General features: G+C 73.0%; 12 protein-coding genes and 1 tRNA gene. 6 read left to right on the forward strand and 7 right to left on the reverse strand.

The window, feature by feature from the left end:
- Positions 1-176: 176 nt before the first annotated feature.
- Entirely contained in the window at positions 177-1,202 is a 1,026-nt protein-coding gene (gene cobC, locus ACSTA4_RS22295; RefSeq protein ID WP_444960873.1) for an Rv2231c family pyridoxal phosphate-dependent protein CobC, read from the reverse strand.
- Positions 1,203-1,405: 203 nt separating this feature from the next.
- On the opposite strand from cobC, the gene ACSTA4_RS22300 reads away from it, so the two are divergent.
- Positions 1,406-2,509, forward strand: a complete 1,104-nt coding sequence (locus ACSTA4_RS22300; protein ID WP_444960874.1) for a peptidoglycan recognition protein family protein — start codon at positions 1,406-1,408, stop codon at positions 2,507-2,509.
- Between the two features lie 422 nt (positions 2,510-2,931).
- Positions 2,932-3,507 (forward strand): GNAT family N-acetyltransferase, encoded by a 576-nt coding sequence (locus ACSTA4_RS22305; protein ID WP_444960875.1) that lies wholly within the window; start codon positions 2,932-2,934, stop codon positions 3,505-3,507.
- 134 nt (positions 3,508-3,641) lie between these two features.
- On the opposite strand, the gene ACSTA4_RS22310 is transcribed toward ACSTA4_RS22305, so the two are convergent.
- Complete coding sequence (locus ACSTA4_RS22310; RefSeq protein WP_013154448.1) at positions 3,642-3,932, reverse strand: DUF6504 family protein; 291 nt, start codon at positions 3,930-3,932, stop codon at positions 3,642-3,644.
- 299 nt (positions 3,933-4,231) lie between these two features.
- Between ACSTA4_RS22310 and ACSTA4_RS22315 the strand changes: the two genes are divergently transcribed.
- Both ACSTA4_RS22315 and ACSTA4_RS22320 read left to right on the forward strand, forming a co-directional pair.
- Positions 4,232-6,496 carry a protein kinase domain-containing protein gene (locus tag ACSTA4_RS22315; protein WP_444960876.1) on the forward strand — a complete coding sequence of 755 codons (2,265 nt, stop codon included), beginning with the start codon at positions 4,232-4,234 and terminating at the stop codon, positions 6,494-6,496.
- A 74-nt stretch (positions 6,497-6,570) separates the two neighbouring features.
- Positions 6,571-7,536, forward strand: a complete 966-nt coding sequence (locus ACSTA4_RS22320) for a quinone oxidoreductase family protein (protein WP_358421501.1) — start codon at positions 6,571-6,573, stop codon at positions 7,534-7,536.
- A 128-nt stretch (positions 7,537-7,664) separates the two neighbouring features.
- Here the strand turns inward: ACSTA4_RS22320 and ACSTA4_RS22325 are convergent, their stop codons facing one another.
- The 3 genes from ACSTA4_RS22325 to ACSTA4_RS22335 form a co-directional block, all read right to left on the reverse strand.
- Positions 7,665-8,756 carry an SPFH domain-containing protein gene (locus ACSTA4_RS22325; protein WP_444960877.1) on the reverse strand — a complete coding sequence of 364 codons (1,092 nt, stop codon included), beginning with the start codon at positions 8,754-8,756 and terminating at the stop codon, positions 7,665-7,667.
- A 44-nt stretch (positions 8,757-8,800) separates the two neighbouring features.
- Complete coding sequence (locus ACSTA4_RS22330; protein WP_444960878.1) at positions 8,801-9,241, reverse strand: NfeD family protein; 441 nt, start codon at positions 9,239-9,241, stop codon at positions 8,801-8,803.
- A 164-nt stretch (positions 9,242-9,405) separates the two neighbouring features.
- Positions 9,406-12,333 carry a penicillin acylase family protein gene (locus ACSTA4_RS22335; protein WP_444960879.1) on the reverse strand — a complete coding sequence of 976 codons (2,928 nt, stop codon included), beginning with the start codon at positions 12,331-12,333 and terminating at the stop codon, positions 9,406-9,408.
- A 509-nt stretch (positions 12,334-12,842) separates the two neighbouring features.
- Here ACSTA4_RS22335 and ACSTA4_RS22340 point away from each other — a divergent pair.
- Positions 12,843-13,358 carry a hypothetical protein gene (locus ACSTA4_RS22340; RefSeq protein ID WP_444960880.1) on the forward strand — a complete coding sequence of 172 codons (516 nt, stop codon included), beginning with the start codon at positions 12,843-12,845 and terminating at the stop codon, positions 13,356-13,358.
- Between the two features lie 165 nt (positions 13,359-13,523).
- Here the strand turns inward: ACSTA4_RS22340 and ACSTA4_RS22345 are convergent, their stop codons facing one another.
- Positions 13,524-14,411 carry a cobalamin biosynthesis protein gene (locus ACSTA4_RS22345; RefSeq protein ID WP_444960881.1) on the reverse strand — a complete coding sequence of 296 codons (888 nt, stop codon included), beginning with the start codon at positions 14,409-14,411 and terminating at the stop codon, positions 13,524-13,526.
- A gap of 543 nt (positions 14,412-14,954) precedes the next feature.
- Between ACSTA4_RS22345 and ACSTA4_RS22350 the strand changes: the two genes are divergently transcribed.
- Positions 14,955-15,030, forward strand: a tRNA-Arg gene (locus ACSTA4_RS22350).
- Between the two features lie 12 nt (positions 15,031-15,042).
- On the opposite strand, the gene ACSTA4_RS22355 is transcribed toward ACSTA4_RS22350, so the two are convergent.
- Positions 15,043-16,212: a tyrosine-type recombinase/integrase gene (locus ACSTA4_RS22355; protein WP_444960882.1), complete on the reverse strand. Its 1,170-nt coding sequence runs from the start codon at positions 16,210-16,212 to the stop codon at positions 15,043-15,045.
- Positions 16,213-16,386 lie beyond the last annotated feature (174 nt).

The following is a 16,386-nucleotide window of genomic DNA, read 5'->3' on the forward strand; positions in this document are numbered from 1 at the left end:
GAAGGTCCCGAGTCATCACCAACTGTGCCAGAGACCGCGCGGGCGCGCGCTGGCTCCGCAAACAGGCCAGGTGCGAGAAACCCGGCCGGGGTCGGGAACCCGCGGGCCCGGGTCGGCTCCGTGGACGGTCCCGGCTCGGGCGGCGGGGCCGGGAACCCTCCGGGAGCGGAGCCGTCTCACCGGGCGAGCAGCTCCCCCAGCGCCCGCGTCAGGACCCGGTGGACGGCGGGCTCGCGGACCGCCACCCGGAACCACTCCGGCCCGAGGCCGGGAAAGGTGTCACCGCGCCGCACGGCGATCCCCCGTTCCCGCAGGCGGGCCCGCAAGCGGTCCGCCTCCGGGTCCGCGACCAGCAGGAACGAGGCCCGCGCTCCCGGGACCACCCGCAGGCCCAGGTTCCGCAGGCCCTCGGCGAGGTCGTCGCGGTGCGCGGTCAGGGACGCCGCCCAGGCGTCGGCCTCGGCGAGGGCCTCCGGCCTGCAGCACGCCTCCACCGCGACCAGGGCGGGCGTGGACACCGACCACAGGGGCTGGGCCGCGGCGAGTTCGGCCACCAGGCCGGGTTCGGCGAGCAGGTACCCGGCGCGCAGCCCGGCGAGGGACCAGGTCTTGGTGAGGCTGCGCACCACCACCAGGCCCGGCAGGTCCCCGCGGGAGGCCAGCGACTCCGGTTCGCCGGGGACGCAGTCGGCGAAGGCCTCGTCCACGACCAGCACGCGCCCGGGGCGGGCCAGCCCGGCCAGGACCGGTCCGGGGTGGAGCACGGAGGTCGGGTTGGTCGGGTTGCCCACCACGACCAGGTCGGCGTCCTCGGGGACCAGTCCGGGGTCGAGCGTGAAGTCCGGTTCCAGCAGCACCCGGTCCACGGCGTGCCCGGCGGCGCGCAGGGCGGCCTCGGGCTCGGTGAACTGGGGGTGCACGACGACCGCCCGCCGGGGGTTCAGGACCCGTGCCAGGAGGACGAAGGCCTCGGCCGCCCCGGCGGTGAGCAGGACCTCGCTCATCTCCCGTCCGTGGCGCCGGGCGACCGCCTCCCGCGCGCGGGAGGGGTCGGGGTAGGCGCCCAGGCCGGTCAGCGAGTCGGCGAGGAGCCGCCCCAGCCAGGCGGGCGGCGTCCGGCCCCGCACGTTGACGGCCAGGTCGAGCAGTCCGCCGCCGACCTCGGCGTCACCGTGGTGGCGCAGGTCGTGTCCCGCGTCCATGTACTCCCCCACCCCGTGTGTTCCTTTCCGCACTGGAAAAACATCGCACCATACGGCATCACCAGCCCTTCCGGTGAACGGGGGGTGCCTTGGCCGCACATTCGGACGTGCCGTTGGTGGCGCGGCTCACGGTCCTGTGCCAGGGTGTGCGCGTTCCCGCCCCCGGGGCCCTCCCCCGCCCGATCCGAGAGAACGGACACACGATGCGAAGGCGTACCCTCCTGGCCGGTGCCACTGCCGCTGCGGGTCTGACCGCGCTGGGCACCGCGCTCCCCTCCGCCCGCTCCGCGCTGGCCGACACCGGCGGCGGCGACCGCACGATCCCCCGCGTTCTGGCGGAGCCCTCCGCCTCACGCGGACTCGTCCGCCCCGACCTGCGCTTCGACATGGTGGCCGTCACCGGCGACCCCGGGGAGGCCGACGCGGCGGTCCGCTTCGAGACCGCCGACGGCCTGGGATCGTGGAACCCGGTGCACCTGCACACCGGGGGCCGCGACGACCGGGACCCGGTCGCGGCCGCGCTGGTGCGCGCTCCCGAGGGCGCCACCGGTTACGAGGTGCGTTCGAGGGGGGAGAGTGCGGCCGTGAACCTGAACGACGGCGAGGTGCTGCGTTTCGGCGGCCCGGCGCAGGCGTCGCTGTCCGCGGAGGCCTCCGGCACGCCGCGCGGCCGGACCAGCGTCCCGTTCCGCACCCGCGCGGGCTGGGGCGCCGACGAGTCCTGGCGTTTCGACGACCGGGGCGACGACCTGTGGGAGGCGGAGTTCCACCCCGTGCAGGCGCTGACCGTGCACCACACCGCGATGCCGACCGGCGACGACCACGCGGCGGACGTACGGGCGGTGTACTACCTGCACGCGGTGCAGCAGGCGTGGGGGGACATCGGCTACCACGTGCTCATCGACCCCGACGGGGTGGTCTACGAGGGCCGCCACTCGGGCGGGGACGGCGTGCCGGTCTTCTCCGGGATCCCGCGGCCGGGGCGGGCCGAGTCGGTGACCGCCGGGCACGCCTACGGGTTCAACCAGGGCAACGTGGGCGTGTGCCTGCTCGGGGACTTCACCGACGAGCTGCCCACGCAGGCCGCGCAGGACTCCCTGGTCGACGTGCTGCGCGTGCTGTGCGCGGTGACCGGCGTGGACCCGGCCGGGCGGATCGAGTACGTCAACCCGGGCACGGGCGTGGCCACGCCGGGTGACGCGATCTCCCGGCACCGCGACTGGCTGGAGACCGAGTGCCCGGGCAACGCCTTCTCCGAGGTGTTCGACAGCGCGGTCCGCCAGCGCGTCATCGCGGGCCTGGCCTAGGCAGTGTTTTTTGGACCTCCGCTCCGCTTCGCTCCGTGTCCGGGCGCCCGGAGAACGGGAATCGGGTTGAAGCAGGCACAGCGGCGCCTACGACGGGTTCGCTCGTGCCCACCCGTCGCCCACCACCACCCTCAAACGACGCCTACGGCGCAGTTCCCCCACGGGAACCCGTCTCCGGCCCCTCCAGAACCCCGTGGGCGCCCGAACCAACCCCCACAAGCTGAGACCGGTTCAAAAAACAGACCCTAGACGGACGGGGGCGCCCGCCGGAACCGCGGACCGCACGGGGTCCACGGCCGCTCCGACGGACGCCCCCCTGGTCGGGGCGGTACCGCCCCGCCTCGGGCGCCCTCGGGAGAACCAGGGTGCCGCACCCGGGTTCGGCGCGTATCGTGAGCGCACTCCGACCCGAGGGGAGAGGCGTGACCACCACGCAAGACAGACCGATGCTGCCGTCAGTGATCCTGGAGACCGAGCACCTGCGGCTGCGTGCGTTCGTCGAGGGCGACGTCGACGACGTGCACGCGTCCTGCACCGACGCCGAACTCCAGCGCTGGCTCCCCCTCCCCCTGCCCGGGGTGCCCTACACCCGGGAGGAGGCCGAGCGGTGGTGCCGCGAGGTGGCCCCCGCCCTGCGCACCTGCGGCGAGGGACAGCAGTGGGCCATGGTCGAGAAGGAGACCAAGCGGCTCGTGGGCTCGGTGGGCCTGGTGCGTGTCGTGTGGGCGGCGATGAACACCGAGGTCGGCTACTGGGTCTCACCGTGGGGACGCGGCCGCGGGTACGCGACGGAGGCCGCCGTGGCCGTCTCCCGCTGGGCGCTGGAACAGGGCTTCCGGCGGGTGGAGATCAAGGCCGCCACCGGCAACACCGGTTCGCGCCGGGTCGCGGAGCGGTCGGGGTTCAGCCTGGAGGGCGTCGAACGCAGCGCGATGCCGCTGCACGAGGGCCGCGCGGACCTGGCGGTGTACAGCCTGCTCCCCGGCGACCTGGGCTGACGCGTGCGCCCCGTCCGCACCGGGCTTGCCGACCGCACCGGGCGGCGTCCCGCCCGCACGGGTCGTACCGGGCGGGCGGACGGGGCCGTACGGACCGCGGTCGCGGAGCGGACGGGGACGCGCCGGACGCGTCCTCACCCCCACACGCGGGAGAGCAGCCACCTTCCGGTGGCCGTGTCGTGGCGCAGTTCGTACACCCCCTGGGACTGGGCCGTGCCCGCCTCCACACGCCAGTGCCTGCGCTCGGGCGCCTGGGACTCACGCGCCGGTGTCCAGTCCATGCGCAGCGTGACCCAGTGTTCGAGGATCCTGCGCACTCCGTACACCCTGCCGTTCCACACGAACCGGGCCGGGCGCCCCTCGTCCTCGACGACGGTCACCTCCGCCCCGTAGTAGCGTCCCACGACACTTCCCCTCAGCATCATCCGCCTCCTGTCAGTCCCGGCACACGCCACCGGGACACCCACCCGTGGGGAAGACGCGGCCAGGTGTTCGAACGTGTGTTCTAATCCTAGCGAAAACCGGTGCCTCCGGGGAACCGTTCGGGCACGAGGGGCATCACCACGACTGACACGGCGCGTCCGCGCGCCGCTCACGAACACCCCGCCCCGGGTCCGGGCCCGCGTCCGCGGGAACCGGGGGCCAGTCAGTCCAGAGCGCGTCGGCGTGTCGGCATCGGTACGCTGTGAGCGCGAACTCCACGATTCATGAGGGACCCCCAACTGTGACGTCGAACGGGCACCAGAGCGGCAAACCCCTGCGTGCGGGGGACCCGCGCGAACTCGACGGCTACCGCATCGTGAGCCGTCTCGGCCGGGGCGGCATGGGCACCGTCTACCTCGCCAAGGACGCCTCCGACCGGTCCGTCGCAGTCAAACTCATCCACCCCGACCTGGCCGACGACGAGTCCTTCCGGCTGCGCTTCGCGCGCGAGGTCGAGGCCGCGCGCCGCGTGGCCCGCTTCTCCACCGCGGGGGTGATCGACGCCCGGCTGGAGGGCGATCCCCTCTTCATCGTCTCGGAGTACGTACCGGGCCCGAACCTGGACGAGGCGGTCCGCTCGGACGGCTCGATGGCGGGCGGCACCCTGGAGGGCCTGGCCATGGGCGTGGCCGCGGCGCTCACCGCCATCCACGGGTCCGGGGTCGTCCACCGCGACCTCAAACCGGCGAACGTGCTGCTCTCCCCGGTCGGCCCGAAGGTCATCGACTTCGGCATCGCCCGCGCCCTGGACGAGGCCGCGGACGCGGTCACCCGCTCCAGCCAGCTCATGGGCACTCCCTCGTACATGGCCCCGGAGCTGATCCTGGGCGAGCGGGCCACCGCGGCCGCCGACATCTTCGCGTGGGGCTGCCTGGTGGCCTTCGCCGGAACCGGCACCGCCCCCTTCGACGCCGCCACGGTCCCCGCCGTCCTGCACAACATCTCCTCGGCGCCGCCGCGCCTGGACGGCCTGGACCCGGACATGTACGACCTGGTCAACGCCGCGCTGGACAAGAACCCGGCCAACCGGCCCACCTCCAAGCAGCTCCTGGCCCGGCTCACCGGCCAGGAGGACCCGGAGGAGTCCGAGGTGGAGCGCACGATCAGCACCTCGTGGGCCCCGCCGAGCAGCTCCCCGGTCCCGGGGCTGCCGCCGCGGGACACCGGGGTCGGGGTGCCGGAGAACGGGCCCGCGGCGCACCAGGCGTCGAGCGGACCCCAGCAGACGGAGGGCCAGCCCCCGGACAGCGGACCACAGCAGGGCGCCGCGTTCCCGGACGGCGGCCAGCCCTTCTACGCGCAGGCCACGCAGTACAACCCGTACGCGCAGCCCACGCACGTCCAGCACCCGGTACAGCCGCCCCACGCGGCCCAGCAGCCCCACGTGGAACAGCGGCACGGCAACCCGGGCCTCCAGCCCTCGGGCCCCCAGCAGGGCGCGGGGTACGGCGGCCACCCGTCCCAGGGCCAGCCTCCGGTCCACGGCCAGCAGGTTCCCGGCCACTACGCCCACTCCGGCGGCCAGGTCCTTCCGGCGCACGGCGGTCACCCGTCCTCGTCCCAGGGCCAACACGCCTTCAACGCCTACTCCGGTCCCGGCGGCCCCGGTGCTCCGGGCTCACCGGGCGGCCCCGCGGGGCCGTCCGGCGGCGCCCCGCGCAGACGTCGGCGGATGGTGGTGGTCGGCGCGGCCGCGGGCGCGGTCGTCCTGGTGGCCGCCGTGGGCGCGACGGTCCTGCTCAACGGCGGCCCGGAGATCCCGGAGAACACCCTCTCCGTCTACAACACCGACTTCGGAACCGATCCGGGCTGGGTCAGCAACACCTACGAACACGAGGACTCCGACGGCTACTGGGCCGAGCGCAGGGGCGTCCTGCTCCAGCTGGACCCCGAGAGCAACCCCAGCCGGGGCGAGGTCGTGGCGCTGGAGCGCGAGGAGGTCCTGCCGGACGACGTCCTGGTGAGCACCACCGCGTACGTGGTCCAGGGTCCGGAACAGGCGACGTTCGGCGTGCGCTGCTGGGACAACGACGGTGAGGAGTACCGGAGCCAGTACGAGGGGCTGCTGCGCTACGACGGCCAGCGCGCGGAGATCCGCCGGATGCACGAGGGCGAGGGCGACATCACCCTCGGCGAGACCACCGACGTCGCCGGATACACCCCCCAGCCGCTCTTCGACGATTCGGTGCGCGAGGAGTACGGCTACGAGGAGCGCGACCCCCTCGGTTTCGACCACGAGAACATCCCCACCAACACCGTCGCGCTCTCCTGCTCCCTGCAGGAGGACAGGGACGGCAACGAGTTCATGGAGCTCTCCCTGTGGGTCAACGGGGAGCACGCCGTGACCGCGGTGGACGAGGAACCGCTTCCCGACGCCGCCGAGGAGGTGGAGGACCGCCGCAGGGTCGGCATCGTCACCCGCTCCGGACCGGGCAACGACTTCCTCGGCGTCCTGTACACCGCCTTCTCGGTCCACGAGATCCTCGGGGAGGGCCGGTCGGAGTGAGCGGGCCGCCGTGGCCGGTTCGGTCTCCGGGCTGACATGATGCCGGGAACCGACCCGGAAGGAGCAGTGGACCCATGCGTGCCATCGTGATCGAGGAGAACGGCGGACCCGAGGTGCTGCGGCTGGCCGAGAGGGACGACCCGGCGCCCGGCCCCGGGGAGGTCCTGATCGACGTCGAGGCCCGCGGGGTCAACTTCATCGACATCTACCAGCGCAGCGGCCTGTACGACGTTCCGCTCCCCTACGTCCCGGGGATGGAGGGCGCGGGCGTGGTGGCCGCCGTCGGCGAGGGCGTCACCGACCTGTCCGTGGGGCAGCGGGTCGGCTGGGCGATGGCCCCCGGTGCGTACGCCGAACGGGCCGTGGTCAAGGCCTCGCTGGTCGTCCCCGTCCCGGACGCGGTCTCCGCCGAGCAGGCCGCCGCCCTGCTGCTCCAGGGCATGACCGCCCACTACCTGGTCCGCTCTGTGTACCCGGTGGCCGAGGGCGACACCGTGCTGGTGCACGCGGCCGCGGGCGGCACCGGTCTGCTGGTGACCCAGTTGGCCAAGGAGCGCGGCGCGCGCGTCATCGGCACCGTGTCCACCGAGGAGAAGGAGCGCATCGCGCGCGAGGCGGGCGCGGACGAGGTGGTGCGCTACACCGAGACCCCCGTGGCCGAGGCGGTGCGCGACCTCACCGGCGGCGAGGGGGTGGCCGCGGTCTACGACGGCGTCGGCCGGGACACCTTCGACGCCAGCCTGGCCTCTCTGCGCCCGCGCGGCGTGCTGGCGCTGTTCGGGCAGTCCTCGGGAGAGGTGGCCCCGGTGGACCCGCAGCGGCTCAACTCCGCCGGCTCGGTGTACCTGACCAGGCCCTCGCTGGCCTACTTCGTGGCCGACCGCGAGGAGCTCCTGGGCCGGGCCGGCGACCTGTTCGCGCTGGTGGGCGAGGGCCGCCTGGACGTGCGGATCGGCGGACGCTACCCGTTGTCCGACGCGGGACGGGCCCAGAGCGACCTGGCCTCGCGCCGGACCACCGGCAAGCTCCTGCTGGTCTGAGCCGGACGGCCGCGGGCCGCACGCGCGGCGGGCGGGGGGAGGCGGCCCCTCTCCCCCGCCGCCCCGGATCGGCTCCGCGGCCGGTCGCCCCGCCGCCGGTGCGGCGCGACCGGCCGCGCGGACGGAACCTAGTCCTCCTCGCGCGGCCCGGGCGGCCGGGAGCCGCCGAGGGCCGACCCGGCCCGCCTCACGTCGTCGCGGGCGTCGGCCACCGCGCGTTCGGCGGCCTCGGCCGCGTCCACGGCCGCCTGCGCCGAGGAGGAACGGGTGGGGTCGGGCGCCGTGAGCTGCGCGGGTCCCCGGGGTTCGGCCCCCTCCTCGTCCTCCTGTTTCCGCGTGGAGGGCACCGTCGGGGCGTCGCCCGCGAAGGCGTGGCTGACGTTCTTGACGGCCTCGGTGAGTTCGCCGGGGATCACCCAGAAGGTGTTGCCGTCGCCCTCGGCCAGGGACGGCAGGGTCTCCAGGTACTTGTAGGCGAGCACCTTGGCGTCGGCGTTGTTGGCGTGCACCGCCTGGAACACGCGCTCGATCGCCTTGGCCTCGCCGTCGGCACGCAGGATGGCCGCCTGCTGGTCGCCCTGGGCCTCCAGGATGGCCTGCTGGCGTGCGCCCTCCGCCTTGAGGATGCGCGACTGGCGCTCTCCCTCGGCGTGGAGGATGGCCGCGCGCTTGTCGCGGTCGGCCCGCATCTGCTTCTCCATCGCCTCCTTGATGGTGGGCGGCGGGTCGATGGCCTTGATCTCCACGCGGTTGACGCGGATTCCCCACTTGCCGGTGGTCTCGTCCAGGACCCCGCGCAGGCGGGTGTTGATCTCCTCGCGGGAGGTGAGCGTCTTCTCCAGGTCCATGGAGCCGATGACGTTGCGCAGCGTGGTGACGGTGAGCTGGTCGATGGCCTGGATGTAGTTGGCGACCTCGTAGGCCGCGGCCCTGGGGTCGGTGACCTGGTAGTACAGCACGGTGTCGATGTTGACGACCAGGTTGTCCTCGGTGATGACGGGCTGCGGGCGCGAGGTGAACACCTGCTCGCGCAGGTCGAACTTGGAGTTGACGCGGTCCACGCCCGGGATGAGGAAGTTCAGGCCCGGGTTCAGGGTGCGGATGTAGCGGCCGAAGCGCTCGATGTTGTACGCCCTGGCCTGCGGGACGATGCGGATCGCCGACAGGGCGACGGCCACGACGACGACCGCGAGGATGATGAGGGCGATGGTGGGTTCCATGTGCTGGCACCTGGCCTAGGTCGGGGACGTGGCTGTGGCGGGGTTCAGGGCAGTGCCTCGCGCGGGTAGACCACGGCTGTGGCCCCGTCGATCTCCATGACGTCCACGCGCGTGCCCACCGGGATGACGAGGTCCTCGTCGATGCAGCGCGCGGACCACTCCTCCCCGGAGAGCTTGATCCTGCCCCGGTCGGCGCCGACCTCCTGCAGGACGACCGCGGAGCGCCCGACGAGCGCCTGGGCACCCGATCTGACGACGGGGCCGCCCCTGAGCTGGCGCCGCATGATCGGCCGCACGAGGTAGATCCCGGCGGCCGCGGTGGCGGTGAACCCGATGATCTGCGCGGCCACCGGAAGCCCGATGGCGCCGAGGAGGGCGGCGACCAGCGCCGCGACCGCCAGGAGGCCCAGTACGAACGTGAGGGTGAAGACCTCGACGGCCCCCAGGCCCACGGCGAGGATGAGCCAGATCAACCAGGCGTCCATGTTCCTGCGGCCCTCCCGCTCATGTTCGGGTATTCCCTACGCTACCCACACGGACCCGGCGAAGCACGCGATCCGGCTCCAGTGTTCCCCTGCCGTGACACGCGGACGCGGCCCCCGCCGGCACCCGCTCGGGGCCACCGCGGGCCGCGTCCGCTCCGCCCGTCCTACCGTCCGCCGGAGAACTGGTAGACGAGCTGGTACGTGGGCCGGTTCTGCCACGCGATCGGCCACATGTTGATGCCGCCGACCGCCTGGTGGATCACCGTGTCCGCGCACAGCTGGTCGCCCGGGTCGCAGTGCTCGTCGCCGGGGTAGACCTCCGCCGCGGGGGTGTCCGCGGCCTGGGCCAGGGTGTCCAGCAGCACCGTACGGCAGGCGTCCGGGTCGCCGCCACCGCAGTAGGCCTCGCCCAGTCCGCCCTCCACCTCCTGTCCGAGCACCGTGCGCAGGTCCTTGTCCACGTAGGACCACCAGCCGTACTGGAACGCCGAGCCCCGGTGGGGCTGCGCCTGGTTGACGCTCCCGGGCTCGCCTCCCCCGATGGAGCCCGAGGGCGACTCGTCGGTCTGCACGGCCCCGGTGAGCTGGGTGTAGAGGTCCTCGCCCAGGCCCGGTTCGAACTGGGCCCGCACCAGCAGCGGCCACCAGGCGTCCAGCGTGCGGATGGCGTCGGCGTGGGAGTAGTGCCCGGCGTCGCGGAAGGGCTCGCGGCGCAGGGACCCGGACTCGTGCCAGAGCCGCAGCTCCTCCACGACCGCGGCCAGTTCGGGGTCGTCCACGGCCTCGGTGCCGATCACCTCCAGCAGGAGCGGGAGGACCTCCTGGGCGCGCAGGTCGGCGACCCCGGCCTCCATCATCACCCGGGTCAGGCTGGCGGTGGTGAACTCGTGCCCGTCGGCGACCAGCGCGGAGACGCGGCCGTCGATGAGGTCGCCGCGGTGCACCGACCCGGTGGCCCAGCCGGAGGTGTAGCCCTGGGCGGGCTTGTTGTTCCAGTTGACGATGTAGTCGGGGTTGATCGCCTGCGGGTGGTCCTCCTGCGGGTGGTAGTCGGCGCCGTTGGTGTCGGGGTCCCAGCCGGACCAGCCCGCGTCGGAGTAGGCGTCCACGGGCAGGTTGGGGTTGGTGCCCTCGGTCCGGACCGGGTTGGCCCCGGAGTTGACGAAGGCGATGTCCTCGTCGTCGACGTAGTGCCAGTTGAAGGCGTAGCCGATGTCCTCGGCCGCGTCCGTGAAGGTCCGCGCCGAGGTGATCTCGCCGGGGTCGTTGAAGCGCTGGAAACCGATGATGGAGTCGACCTCGCGCATGTAGGTGGAGCGCCGCGTCGTGAACGCGACGGGCTCGCCGTCCACGGTCGCGAAGGAGTGCACCAGGCCGAACTCCGAGCGCAGGGAGGTCAGCGTGTAGCCGCCCGCCGGAGTGCCGTCGGCGATGGTGGGCGACCACTCGTTGGTGACGCTCAGCTCCTCGAAGGGCACGCAGTCCCCGGCGGTGTCCACGTAGGCGCGCGACCCGGTGGTGGGCGCGGACCCGTCGGTCTCGCACAGTTCGACGGCGAAGGTGTCGGTGACGTCCTGGCCCGCCGAGGTGGCGCTCCAGGCGTAGTCGACGCCGCGCCCCATCTGGACGTAGAAGCTCACGCCCGCGAAGGACGCGCCGCGCGCGCTGATGCCCGGCCCCTGGAGTTCCTGGAGCATGAGCAGCTGCGGGGAGAAGTAGCCGGTCTGGGGGCCCATCACGGCGACGGGGTTGCCGCTCGCGGTGTGCTCGCCCGAGACGAGCAGGGCGTTGGACATGCCGCGGGGGTCGGTGAAGCCCTCGGGCAGGACGCCGTCGTTGAACACGCCCTCCACCGCGGACAGGTCCCCGTCCTCGACCATCTGTTCCAGCTCGTCGCGCTGTTCCCGGGACAGGTCCTCGACCGCGGGCGCCTCGGCGCCCTCCTCGGGCTCCTCCACCGTGCTCGCCAGCGGGGCGGGCTGCTCGGCGGTCTCGCCGCTGAGCGCGGAACCGTGCTCGTCGTGGACGATGTCGTAGGGCTCCACGGAGCCGGGGTCGGGCACGGCCTCGCCGACGGGGTTCTCGGGGGTGCCGCTGTAGGGGAACTCGCCCTCGACGCTGACCACGGCCTCGGGGTCGTTCTCCGTCCGCCAGGCGCGATAGAGCTCGGCGCCCTCCTCGGCCCCGTAGCGGTCCCGGAAGTTGGCGAGCACGACGGCCGCCTGGACCTCGCCGCCGCCACCGCCGCCGAAGATGCCGCCCACCATGGCGGCGATGCCGACGACGTCGGTGGGGGTGAAGGGCTCGATCTCCCCGGCGTTGGTGATGGCGTCCTTGTGCCCGGTCAGGACGTACTCGCCGGGGAAGTCGCGGTCGTCGTCGGCCTCCTCGATGTAGGCGTTGACGCCCTCCAGGTAGGCGTCGACGTCGGAGAGGGCCTGCGCACCGCGCTCTCCGCTGGCGGCGACCCGGTCGATCTGCGCCTGCTTGTCCTCCTCGGTGTAGGGGGCGCTGCGCCACAGGTCCTGTTCCAGCCCGCGGTTGCCCTCGGCTCCTCCGGCGAAGGAGGTGAGTCCGCCGCGGCCGACCCGGCGCAGCACGTCCATGAGGAAGAGGCGGTCCTCGGCCGCGGCGTACCCGGCGCCGAACATGGTGCCCTCGCGGGTGGTGCCCTCGACGTGCGGGATGCCGTGGTCGGCGTCGCGGGTGATGGTGACGTCGTCGCGCGGCTGGTACCGGCGCCCCACGTCGTCGGGGTCGACCCCGAAACCGGCGTCGAGGAAGAAGTCGTCCAGGCCCTCCTCGGTGAGGCCGTCGTAGTGGTGGACGAGGTTGTCGTACATGTCCAGCTGGCTGGAGGAGTGCCGCGGCCGGGTGCCGAAGACCTGGTGGCCGAGGATCTCGACGAGCGTGGCGCTGCCGTTCTGGCCGGGGGGAAGGATGTCGTTGCATCCCCCGGGCGCGCAGTAGTCGGGTTCCGGTTCGGCGAGGGCCCGGGGGGCGGCGGGCAGGGCGGCGAGCGTGGCCGCGGCCACCATCAGGGCGGCACCCGAGGCGCCGGTGCGTAGCCGTCGTCTGAGCGAGGGGAACAAGAGCTGTCACCACCTGGGGGTGCGGGCGATGGGTGAGCGCATGCTACGCACGAGTAAGGAAATCGCGAAAGAGATTCACATTTGGGCGGGCCGGAGGGACCCCGTACCGGAAAACCGGCGGGTTTGGAGTGATCCGCGCCACAAGCAGCCCGGATTCCGGAGGTCGGACGGGACGGTGCCCGGCACGGGAGCCGGGGCGTGGCCACATCCGGCCACGGTCCTCGGTCGCACCCCCTGCGGGGCCGCCGGTACGGCTGGAACGGCCCCGGAGGCGGGGCGGTACGGCTGGAACGGGCCAGGGGAAGGGGCGGCGGCAGCCGGGGAGGGGACGGCGGCAGCAGGAAGGGGCACGGGAGACGGGACCGCACTACTGGGACCGGGGACGCGGACGGGCGGGCGGACGGACGGGCGGGGCGGCGCTGGGACCAGGGACGCGGGCGGACGGGCGGGTCGGCGTCGGTACCGGGGAAGTGGTGCTGTGCCTGCCCGCCCTTTGACACAATCGCGGCATGAGCGAGTACCCCAACTCCCGCCCGGGGGAACCCTGGTGGCACGAGCCCCACGGTGAGACCCCCGGCTGGGGCCTTCCCCCGCAGCAGCACGGCGGCGGGGCCCTGGAGCCCTACGGCTCCCCCACCGGGGGCTACCAGCCCGCCGTCCCCCCGCCCCAGCCCGAGGGGGACGTCCCCCTCGGCACCATCGGCGAGATCGCGTTCTCCCGGCACACCGTGATCACCCCCGTCGGGCGCTTCCCGATCAGGGGAACGGTGTGGACGGTGAACGACATGAGCCGCACCGAACGGAACACGCCCACCTGGGCGGTCATCGTGGCCGTCCTGGTCTTCTGGTGGACCTGTCTGCTCGGACTGCTCTTCCTCCTGGTCAAGGAGCAGAGGACCACCGGGCACGTGCAGGTCACCGTCCAGGGGCACGACAGGCACTACAGCACGACGATCATGGTGACCCACCCGGGCATGGTGGGCCAGATCCACCAGCAGGTGAACTACGCGCGCAACCTGACCTGAGTCGGGCCCGCGCCCGGCGCCGTCCCCGGGACCGGACGACCGTCCGCTTCCGGGGGGCGGCGCCCGCGGCCCGGGTCCGGGGCGCCCAAGGCCCCTGGGGCCGGGGGGCTCCCGTCCCCGCACCGGGCCCGCGCCCGGGGTGTTCACCGACGCGCGCGACGCGCGTTACCGGGCCACCGCCGCGGCCACGGCCAGGGCCCCGAGGTGGACGGCCCGGGCCAGGCGAACCGCACGGCGGATGTCCTCGACCCCGGCCCGGGGCCCGTCGCCCATCGCCGGGCGGCGCTCCTCGCGCCCCCCGTAGACGTTGGCGCCGCCCAGGGTCCGGCCGAGCGCGCCCGCGAACGCGGCCTCGCACTGCCCGGCGTTCGGGCTGGGGTGCCGGTCGCCGTCGCGCCGCCACACGCGCCACGCCCCGCGCACGTCGCCGCCGACCACGGGCGCGGCCAGGACCGCCAGGACCGCGGTCAGCCGTGCCGGGCCCCACCCGGCGAGGTCGTCCAGCCGCGCCGAGGCGGACCCGAACCGTTCGTAGCGCTCGTCGCGGTGGCCGACCATGGCGTCGAGGGTGTTGACGGCGCGGAAACCCGCCAGGCCCGCGACCCCGCCCAGGGCCCCCCAGACCAGGGGCCCGACCACGGCGTCGGAGGTGTTCTCGGCGACCGACTCGACCACCGCCCGGGCGACTCCCTCCTCGTCGAGCCGGGAGGGGTCCCTGCCGCACAGGTTCGGCAGGAGTTCCCGCGCCCGCGCGAGGTCGCCGTCCTCCAGGGCCCCGGCGATCCGCTCGGCCTCCCGGCACAGCATGCTGCCGCCGAGCACGGCCCACGTCGTCGCCGCCGTCGCCGCGCCGCCCCGCACCACGGAGCCCGCGGCCACCACCGGAAGCACGGCCCCGGCCGCGAACAGGGCGCCGCGCGCCCGCGAGTCCCCGTAGACGCGTCGCTCCCACCATCCCGCGGCGCGCCCGTACAGGGCGACCGGATGCCCCCGACGCGGGTCGGGCACCGCCTTGTCGAGCAGGAAGCCCGCCACCAGTCCCAGAGATCGCACCCGACCACGTTAGCCGTGTCAAGGAAGTCCCTCGCAACTCCCAAACCACGGCAAACCATGTTTGTCTCTCTGGGTAATAACACATACACAAAGAGCAATAAGTGACTGACCGTAAGGGGCCTCCGCATGCTGACCGCGCTGGCCGTGCTGATGGTCTCCGCAGGTCAGTGGTGGTGGCTCTGACTTCCCTTCCCACCTCGGGCATCGGGACTTCGCGAAACGCCCGGGGTACAGCACCGCACCAGGAGTTAATCACCGGTAACGTGGTGCGCGAGGCCCATAGCGACCGGTTTGGTGGAACGCGCGTGGTAACGAGAGGCAACTACGAATCACCGTAGTTGATGAGTCTTTGCCCGACTGTGGGCGACATCAGGCGAATACCCTAGAATGTCTGCCCGGGACGCCACCGGCACCACGGCACGGGTCCTCCCGACCGCAGGCCCGCCGACCGGCCCCCGCCCCGCCTTCGGCGCGCGACGCCCTCCCGCGACCACGTGTCACAGCGTGATCACGACCTGCCATGGCGGGCGACAATTGAATCGAGCACCCGTAGCTCAGTGGATAGAGCACCGGACTTCTAATCCGATGGTCGCAGGTTCGAATCCTGCCGGGTGCGCCACAAAACCCTAGTTCACAGCCTTGTCTGGCCAGAGCCTGAGGGGGTTGTCCTGCCGGTGGGTCCAGGGTGGGGCCCGGGTGGGACCAACACCAGACCCCGGCGACCACCCCGTCCCCGTCTCCTCGTATGCCGACCGGTCCTCCCGGCGTCCCGCAACACCAACCACGCCGTCCGCTCCGCCGCCTCCTGTGCCACCTCCGGGAGAACGCTGGCATAGGTGTCCGCGGTCAACACGATGCTCGCGTGACCCAGCATCACCTGCACCACCTTCAACTCCACCCCCGCCGCCAACGCCAACGTCGCCGCCCCATGGCGCAGATCGTGCAACCGCACCGGCGGCAAGGCGCTCTCATCGTTCAGCTTCCGAAACAGACGCGACAAACGCTCCGGCGCCAGCGGGCCACCGCGCAAGGCGGTGAACACATACCCCTGCGAGGTCCAGTCGTGCCCGCGCTCGGCTGCTTCGTGCTGCTGGCGCCACTGGTGACGGCGCAACACCCCGACCCTGGCATGGTCCAACGTCAGCATGCGGCGGCTCGCCGCACTCTTGGGCGCAAGCTCCACCAACCCGCCCCTACCCGTCTGGAGCTGCCGGGCGATACGCACCGTGCCCCGGGCCAGGTCGAGGTCCTCCCACCTCAACCCCACCACCTCGCCCCGCCGCAGCCCGGTCATCACCAGCAGGTGGAACAACGCGTACAGCCGGTGGTCGGACACGAAGTCCAGGAAAGCGCGGGTTTGCTCGACCGTCCACACCGCCACCGCTGGCCGCATCCGGCTATGGGTCCACTCGGCCACCGCCTGGTCGGTCCACACCACCGGCCGCGTACCCACCCCCGGCTCCAACCGCAGGCCTCGAGCGGGGTTGGAGGGCAGCAACCGCTCACGCACCGCGGTGTTCAACGCCGCCCGCAAGGTGGCGCGGATCCGCTGCACCGTCGCAGGGGAAAGTCGACCCCCCACCGGGGTGGTGCGGCGCGAGATCGCATCGAACGCCTCCTGCACCTGGGCAGGTGTCAACTCCTCCAACAGCACTGCGCCCAGCGAGGGCTTGAGGTAGCGGTCGATGTGCTCGCCGTAGCCGACCCTGGTGCGCGGCCGCAACCGGGTCCGAGTGTCCAACCAGTGCTGGAGCCACTCCCCTACCGTCCACACCACCGGGCCTGCCACATCTGTTTCCACGCCCTGGACCCTGCGCAGCGCCGCGCGCGCTGCCTCCCGGGAAGCGAACCCACCACGACGCACCCGGCACCGCCGACCCGGAACATGCTCCAACTCGACCGAGAAGTACCAGCTCCCATGCCCGCGAGAACGCAACCGCGGACAGCCGCCCCCGACCTTCCTCGAGGTACCAGG

This window comes from Nocardiopsis sp. M1B1 (assembly GCF_052466615.1).